Source organism: Herbidospora cretacea (assembly GCF_001570605.1).
GTDB classification, from domain to species: Bacteria; Actinomycetota; Actinomycetes; order Streptosporangiales; family Streptosporangiaceae; genus Herbidospora; species Herbidospora cretacea.
Genome location: NZ_BBXG01000033.1, coordinates 36,730 through 42,729, shown reverse-complemented (window position 1 = coordinate 42,729; position 6,000 = coordinate 36,730). Strand labels below are relative to the sequence as shown.

The 6,000-nt window shown below is 74.5% G+C and carries 7 protein-coding genes; 5 read left to right on the top strand and 2 right to left on the bottom strand.

What is annotated here, in order from left to right:
- Positions 1-98: 98 nt before the first annotated feature.
- Both AW270_RS41990 and AW270_RS36795 read left to right on the top strand, forming a co-directional pair.
- Positions 99-1,217 (top strand): sensor histidine kinase, encoded by a 1,119-nt coding sequence (locus AW270_RS41990; protein WP_157523190.1) that lies wholly within the window; start codon positions 99-101, stop codon positions 1,215-1,217.
- Positions 1,214-1,885: a response regulator gene (locus AW270_RS36795; RefSeq protein WP_275477802.1), complete on the top strand. Its 672-nt coding sequence runs from the start codon at positions 1,214-1,216 to the stop codon at positions 1,883-1,885. The genes AW270_RS41990 and AW270_RS36795 overlap by 4 nt, the downstream gene beginning before the upstream one ends.
- Before the next feature lie 109 nt (positions 1,886-1,994).
- Here AW270_RS36795 and AW270_RS36790 read toward each other — a convergent pair whose 3' ends face one another.
- Together AW270_RS36790 and AW270_RS36785 are read right to left on the bottom strand one after the other, a co-directional pair.
- Positions 1,995-2,312, bottom strand: a complete 318-nt coding sequence (locus AW270_RS36790; protein ID WP_061300774.1) for a DUF952 domain-containing protein — start codon at positions 2,310-2,312, stop codon at positions 1,995-1,997.
- A 14-nt stretch (positions 2,313-2,326) separates the two neighbouring features.
- On the bottom strand, positions 2,327-2,650 hold the full coding sequence (locus tag AW270_RS36785) for a DMT family transporter (RefSeq protein WP_061300773.1): 324 nt from the start codon (positions 2,648-2,650) through the stop codon (positions 2,327-2,329).
- A 97-nt stretch (positions 2,651-2,747) separates the two neighbouring features.
- Here AW270_RS36785 and AW270_RS36780 point away from each other — a divergent pair, with 97 nt between their 5' ends.
- Genes AW270_RS36780 through AW270_RS36770 form a run of 3 tightly spaced genes read left to right on the top strand, consistent with a single transcriptional unit; the run spans position 2,748 to position 5,999 of the window.
- On the top strand, positions 2,748-3,731 hold the full coding sequence (locus AW270_RS36780; RefSeq protein WP_061300772.1) for a radical SAM protein: 984 nt from the start codon (positions 2,748-2,750) through the stop codon (positions 3,729-3,731).
- 57 nt (positions 3,732-3,788) lie between these two features.
- Positions 3,789-5,267, top strand: coding sequence for a carboxylesterase/lipase family protein (locus AW270_RS36775; protein ID WP_061300771.1), 1,479 nt, complete (start codon positions 3,789-3,791; stop codon positions 5,265-5,267).
- A 3-nt stretch (positions 5,268-5,270) separates the two neighbouring features.
- Positions 5,271-5,999 carry a phytanoyl-CoA dioxygenase family protein gene (locus AW270_RS36770; RefSeq protein ID WP_061300770.1) on the top strand — a complete coding sequence of 243 codons (729 nt, stop codon included), beginning with the start codon at positions 5,271-5,273 and terminating at the stop codon, positions 5,997-5,999.
- The last annotated feature ends 1 nt before the right edge of the window (position 6,000 follow it).

Genomic DNA, 6,000 nt, shown 5'->3' with positions numbered 1-6,000 from the left:
GACCTGGGGATGAGGCCGGTGGGTGGGGGCGGCGGTAGCGTGCTGGGGTGTCCCGGGTGCCGCGTCTGAGTGATGTGCCGTTGTGGCTGGTGTTGTGTGTGCCGGTGGTGTTGGCGCCGGTCAATCCCTATGACTGGCGGCCGCAGGCGGGCGGGACGCTGGTGGTGGCCGTGGCGGCGGGGTGCCTGGTTCTGGCGGTCGCGGTGGGGGTGGCGCGGGCGCGTCCGCTGGTGGCGTTGGTGATCGCGCTGGTGATGGGGCCGTGGGCCTCCAGTGAGGCGCTGGCCACGGTGCAGCTGTGGCCGATGAACCATTCGGCGAAGATCGGGCCGTTGAACGGTTTCACCCCGGCGGTGATCACGCTGAGTTATCTGGCGGGGGCGCGGATGGAGCGGGCGCGGCCCGCGGTGCTGCTGTACGGGGTGATCGTGGTGGTCGGGGGGGTGTGCGCGGCGGTCTCGACGCTGGGTCCGGCGCCGTCGCTGGAGCCGAACGTGTGGGTGTCGGGGTTGTCGGGGGTGGTGATCTGCAGTGCGCTGCCGTGGGCGGTGGGGCGCAGTGCCCGGCACCGCCGCCGGGGGCGGGTGCGGGAGCGGCTGATGGTGGAGGAGCAGGCGCGGTTGCGGGAGCGGGCGCGGATCGCGCAGGACGTGCACGATTCGCTGGGGCATGAGCTGGCGTTGATCGCGTTGCGGGCGGGGGCGATGGAGATGGCGGCCGATCTGCCCGCCCGGCACCGGCAGGCGGCGGCGGGGTTGCGGGAGGCGGCGGGGGACGCCACGGAGCGGCTGCGGCGGGTGATCGGGATGCTGCGGGCCGAGGACGAGCCGGTGAGCCTGCTGCCGCATGCGCGGGCGGGCGGGATCGCGGGTCTGGTGGAGCGGGCGCGGGCGTCGGGGATGACGGTGAGCCTGGACGGTGACGCCGACGGCGGTGATCCGCTGGGGGCGGCCTACCGGGTGGTGCAGGAGGGGCTGACGAACGCGGCCAAGCACGCGCCGGGCGCGCCGGTGGCAGTCCGTTTGGATCGGCGGGAGGGACAGGTGATGGTGACGGTGCGTAACGACGCGGGGCCGGGGGCGGAGGGGGCGCGGCCGGGGACGGGGCTGGTCGGGCTGTCGGAGCGGGTGCGGCTGGCCGGGGGGACCTTCCAGGCCCGCGCCGAGGGCGGCATGTTCGAGATCACCGCCGGGATCCCCGACGAGGCGCCCGCGTGAGCGCCGCGACGATCAGGGTGCTGCTGGCCGATGACGAGATGCTCATCCGGGCGGGGGTGCGGGCGATCCTGGACGCCGATGCGGGGATCGACGTGGTGGCCGAGGCGGGCGACGGGCGCCAGGCGGTGGCGGGGGCGCTGGCGCACCGGCCCGACGTGGTGCTGATGGACATCCGGATGCCGGTCCTGGACGGGCTGGCGGCCGCCGCCGAGATCCGGCGGCTGGCTCCGGCGACGGGGGTGGTGATGCTGACGACGTTCGGTGAGGACGAGTACATCGCCCGGGCGCTGAAGGTCGGGGCGGGCGGGTTCCTGCTGAAGTCGGGTGATCCGCGGGAGCTGCTGGCGGGGATCCACGCCGTGGCGGGCGGGGCGGCCTACCTGTCGCCGAAGGTGGCGGCGCGGGTGATCGCCGAGCTGAACAACCGCGACTCGGGGCGGGCGGCGGCGGCGCGCGGGCGGGTGGCGGGGCTGACGCCGCGGGAGCGGGAGGTGCTGGAGCTGGTCGGGGCGGGGCTGTCGAACCAGGCGATCGCCCGGTCGCTGCGGCTGACGGAGGGGACCGTGAAGACGTATGTGAGCGCGATCCTGACCCGGCTGGGGGTGGCCAACCGGGTTCAGGCGGCGATCGTGGCCTATGAGGCCGGCGCGGTGGCCTTCGAGGAGTGAGAGCCGTCGCGGGGCCCGCTCCCGCGGCCGGTCGGCGCCGGTCGCGGGCGCGGGCCGGGGCGGCGGCCGGGGCCGCGGCAGGCGGGAGCCGTAACGGAAGAAGAGCTTGTCAGATGGTGAACGGGGTCACGGCGGCCACGGCCGGGATCGGGAGCGGGCCGTAGATGTGGGGGAACTCCTCGGCCGAGCCGGGCGGGGTCTCCAGGACGACGGGGACCTGCAGGCGGGTCTCGTCGATGTGCAGGAGCAGCAGCGGCTCGGTGACGTCGGCGTAGAAGCGGGCCGCCACCGCGCGGGCCTGGGGCAGGTCGCGGGAGGCGTGGATGAAGCCCTCCTGTTCCAGGGTGCGTCCCCGGGTGGAGATCCGGTATTCCCCGTCGGGCTGGGCGTGGGCCCAGTCGGAGGCCAGCGCGAGATGGAAGATCACACCTCGACCCTACGTCAGTGCCCTCCCGACAGGTTCAGCAGCACGACCCCGCTGATGATGAGGGCGATGCCGCCCGCTTTGACCAGGGTCATGGTCTCCCCCAGGAACAGCGCGCCGATGGTCGCGATGACGGCGGTGCCGACGCCGGCCCAGACGGCGTAGGCGACGCCGACGGGCATCTGGAGTTTCAGCGCCCGTGACAGCAGCGCGAAGGAGGCGACGTAGCCGACCACCACGACGACCGACCAGAGTTTGTGGGAGAAGCCGTTGCTGAGTTTCAGCGCGGTCGTGGCGAGCACCTCGGACACGATGGCTCCCGCCAGGAAAATCCACGCCACAGCTGTTCCTTTCACGTTCTTTGCACCTTTTGTGACACGTTATCGGTGCGCGCGTCCGACTGGCGAAGGGGGTCGAATGCGTGTTCTACTGTGCGGTATGCGTTGGGACGCACCCACCCTGCACGAGGCCGGGCCCGCGCGCCCCCGGGTCGAACGGCAGGCCATCACCCGCGAGTTCGGCGACATCACCTGCTACGAGGTGGCCGCCCGCACCGCGATCGAGGCCGTCCCGGCCGCGGCCGAACTGCCCTACGCGTGGGCGGTCAGCCCCTACCGCGGCTGCCGCACGGGCTGCCGCTACTGCGCCGCGCGCAAGGGCCACCGCTATCTCGGGCTCGACACCGGCGACGACTTCGACACCAAGATCGTGGTGAAGACCGATCTGGCCGACCGGCTGCGGCGGGAGCTGGGCGCGGCCCGCTGGCGGGGCGAGCCGGTCGCGCTGGGGCTCAACGGCGACTGCTACCAGGGCGTCGAAGAGGTCTACCAGCTCATGCCGAAGGTCATCAAGGCGCTGGCCGACGCCGCCAACCCGTTCACGGTGCTGACCAAGAGCCCGCTCGTCCTGCGTGACCTGCCGCTGTTACGCGAGGCCGCCAAGGTGACCCGGGTGTCGGTGGCGGTGTCGGTCGGGTTCGTCGACGACCGGCTGCGGCGCGGCCTGGAACCCGGCGGGGTCTCCCCGCAGCGGCGGCTGGAGATCTGCGCGACGCTGAACGAGGCGGGGGTGCCGTGCGGAGTGCTGATGGCGCCCATCCTGCCGCTGATCACCGACTCGGGCGACCATCTGCAGGCGACGGTCCGGCGGGCGGCCGAGGCGGGCGCGGTGTCCCTGGTCCCCGGCGTGCTGCGGCTGCCGGCCGGGGCCCGCGAGGCGTTCCTGGGCTGGCTCGGCCGGGAGCATCCGGGGCTGGTGCCCCGCTACGAGGAACTCTACGGCGGCGGGCCGGTGACGCCCGCCGACTACCGGGCGCGGATCACCGCGCAGGTCGAGGCGCTGGCGGCGGCCTACGGGATCGGCCGGACCTCCAAGCAGTGGAGACGCCGCCGCTCCCCCGACCGTCAGCTCACCCTCGTGTAGGCGAAGTGGCCCTAAATGGTTTGCCCGCCCGCGTAGCGCGCTGGGATTCTCGGCCGCATGGCGAACACAGCGCACGTCCGCACCCCCTCCGGTGTCCTGAGCGGCACCCGTGAGGCGGGCCTGGCGGTCTTCCGCGGCGTCCCGTTCGCCCAGCCGCCGGTGGGGGCGCTGCGGTTCGCCGCGCCCCACCCCGTCCCGGCCTGGGAGGGGGTGCGCCCCGCCCTGGCCTTCGGGCCGCCGCCCCCGCAGTCGGGGGTCCTGGCCACAGGCGGCGGCGACGGCGGGGACGACTGGCTGACGCTCAACGTCTGGACCCCCGACCCGGCCGCCCGGCTGCCGGTGATGGTGTGGATCCCCGGCGGCGGCTACGCCATGGGCCACTCCGGCCTGCCCGACTACGACGCCGCCCACCTGGCCGCCACCGGCGCCGTCGTGGTCACCCTCAACTACCGCCACGGCGTCGAGGGGTTCGCCCACATCGGCGGCGCGCCCGCCAACCGGGGGCTGCTCGACCAGGTCGCCGCGCTGGAATGGGTCCGCGACGCCGTCGCCGCGTTCGGCGGCGACCCCGGCAACGTCACGGTGTTCGGCCAGTCGGCGGGCGGCGGGTCGGTCGCCGCGCTGCTGGCCATGCCCCGCGCCGCCGGGCTGCTGCACCGGGCGATCGCCCAGAGCGTCCCCGGGACGTTCTTCTCCCCCGCCCTGGCCGCCGACCTGGCCGCCGCGTTCGCCGCCGAACTCGGCGTGGCCCCCACGGCGGCGGACCTGGCGGCGGTGGAGCCGGACCTGCTGCCCGCCGCCGGGGACGCCGTCTTCGCCAAGATGACCCACCGTTCGAAGGAGTGGGGGCGGATCACCTACCGGCCGATCCCGTTCGCGCCGGTCGTCGACGGCGAGGTCCTGCCGTGCACGCCGTGGGAGGCGCTGGCCGCCGGGGCCGCCCGCGACATCCCGCTGCTGGCCGGGCACACCCGCGAGGAGCACCGGCTGTTCAGCCTCATCGACGGCGTCCTGGGCCAGGTCACCCGCGAACAGGCCGACACCGCGCTGGCGGTGCTGGCGCCGGGCGACTACCGGGCGGCGTTCCCGCACGCCACCGACGAGGAGCTGTATGAGCTCGTCAACGGCGACTGGCTGTTCCGGATGCCGAGCCTGCACCTGGCCGAGGCGCAGACCGCCGGCGGCGGCCGGGCCCACCTGTTCGAGTTGACCTGGCCCGCCCCCGGGATGGGCGGCGCGCTCGGCGCCTGCCACGGCCTGGACGTGCCGCTGGTGTTCGGCAACCTGGCAAGCGGCCAGACCGCGATGCTCATCGGCGAACCCTCACCGGAGGCCCAGGCGCTGTCGGCGCGGATGCGCCGGGCGTGGACGGCGTTCGCGGCCACCGGCGACCCCGGCTGGCCCGCCTACGACGGCCGCCGCCTCACCCAGGTCTTCGACGCCTCCCCGGCGCTCCTGCCCTACCCGGAGGAGGCCTCGCGCCTGCTCTGGCGCGACCACACCTTCCCCGCCCTCCCGCTGCTCACCGGAAAGTGACCCATGACCCCGCCCTTCACCCCCGCCGACCTCGACGCCTTCGCCCGCGACGGCTTCCTGAAACTGCCTGCGATCGTCCCGCGTGAGGTCGCCGACGCCGCCCGCGCCATCCTGTGGCAGCAGATCGGCCTGTCCCCCGACGACCCGGCAGGCTGGACCCAGCCGGTCGTCTGGACCGCCGACCACGCCGGGTTCGGGCCCTTCGGCCAGATGATCGGCTCCCCCCGGCTGGCCGGGGCGCTGGACCAGATCGCCGGGCCGGGCCGCTGGGGCGGGCGCACCACCCTGGGCAACATCCCGGTGCGCTTCCCCGACCGGCCCGACGCCGGGGACACCGGCTGGCACATCGACCTCAACTCCGGCCCCGACTGGTCGAAGATCGCGGTCCGGTCGCGCAGCCTGCTGCTGCTCACCCTGTTCTCCGAGGTCGGCCCCGACGACGCCCCCACCCGCATCCGCGCCGGTTCCCAGCGCGACGTCGCCGCCCTTCTGGGCGACGACCAAGCCGACCTGATGGCCAGCGCCGCCGCGCTGGAGGAGGTCAGCCGCCACCGCCCCCTCGCCCACGCCACCGGCGAGCCGGGCGACGTCTACATCTGCCACCCGCTGCTCGTGCACGCCGCCCAGACCCACCACGGCACCCGGCCGCGCTTCATGTCCCAGCTCCCGATCGTCCTGGACCCGCTGCTGGACCCGGCCGAGGACACCCCGCTCGGCGCCGCCCTGCGCTGAG

Bases quoted from the DNA above. Each gene is read 5' to 3' on its own strand.
- AW270_RS36775 (WP_061300771.1), top strand. From the start codon at position 3,789: ATGGCGAACACAGCGCACGTCCGCACCCCCTCCGGTGTCCTGAGCGGC.
- AW270_RS36780 (WP_061300772.1), top strand. From the start codon at position 2,748: ATGCGTTGGGACGCACCCACCCTGCACGAGGCCGGGCCCGCGCGCCCC.
- AW270_RS36770 (WP_061300770.1), top strand. From the start codon at position 5,271: ATGACCCCGCCCTTCACCCCCGCCGACCTCGACGCCTTCGCCCGCGAC.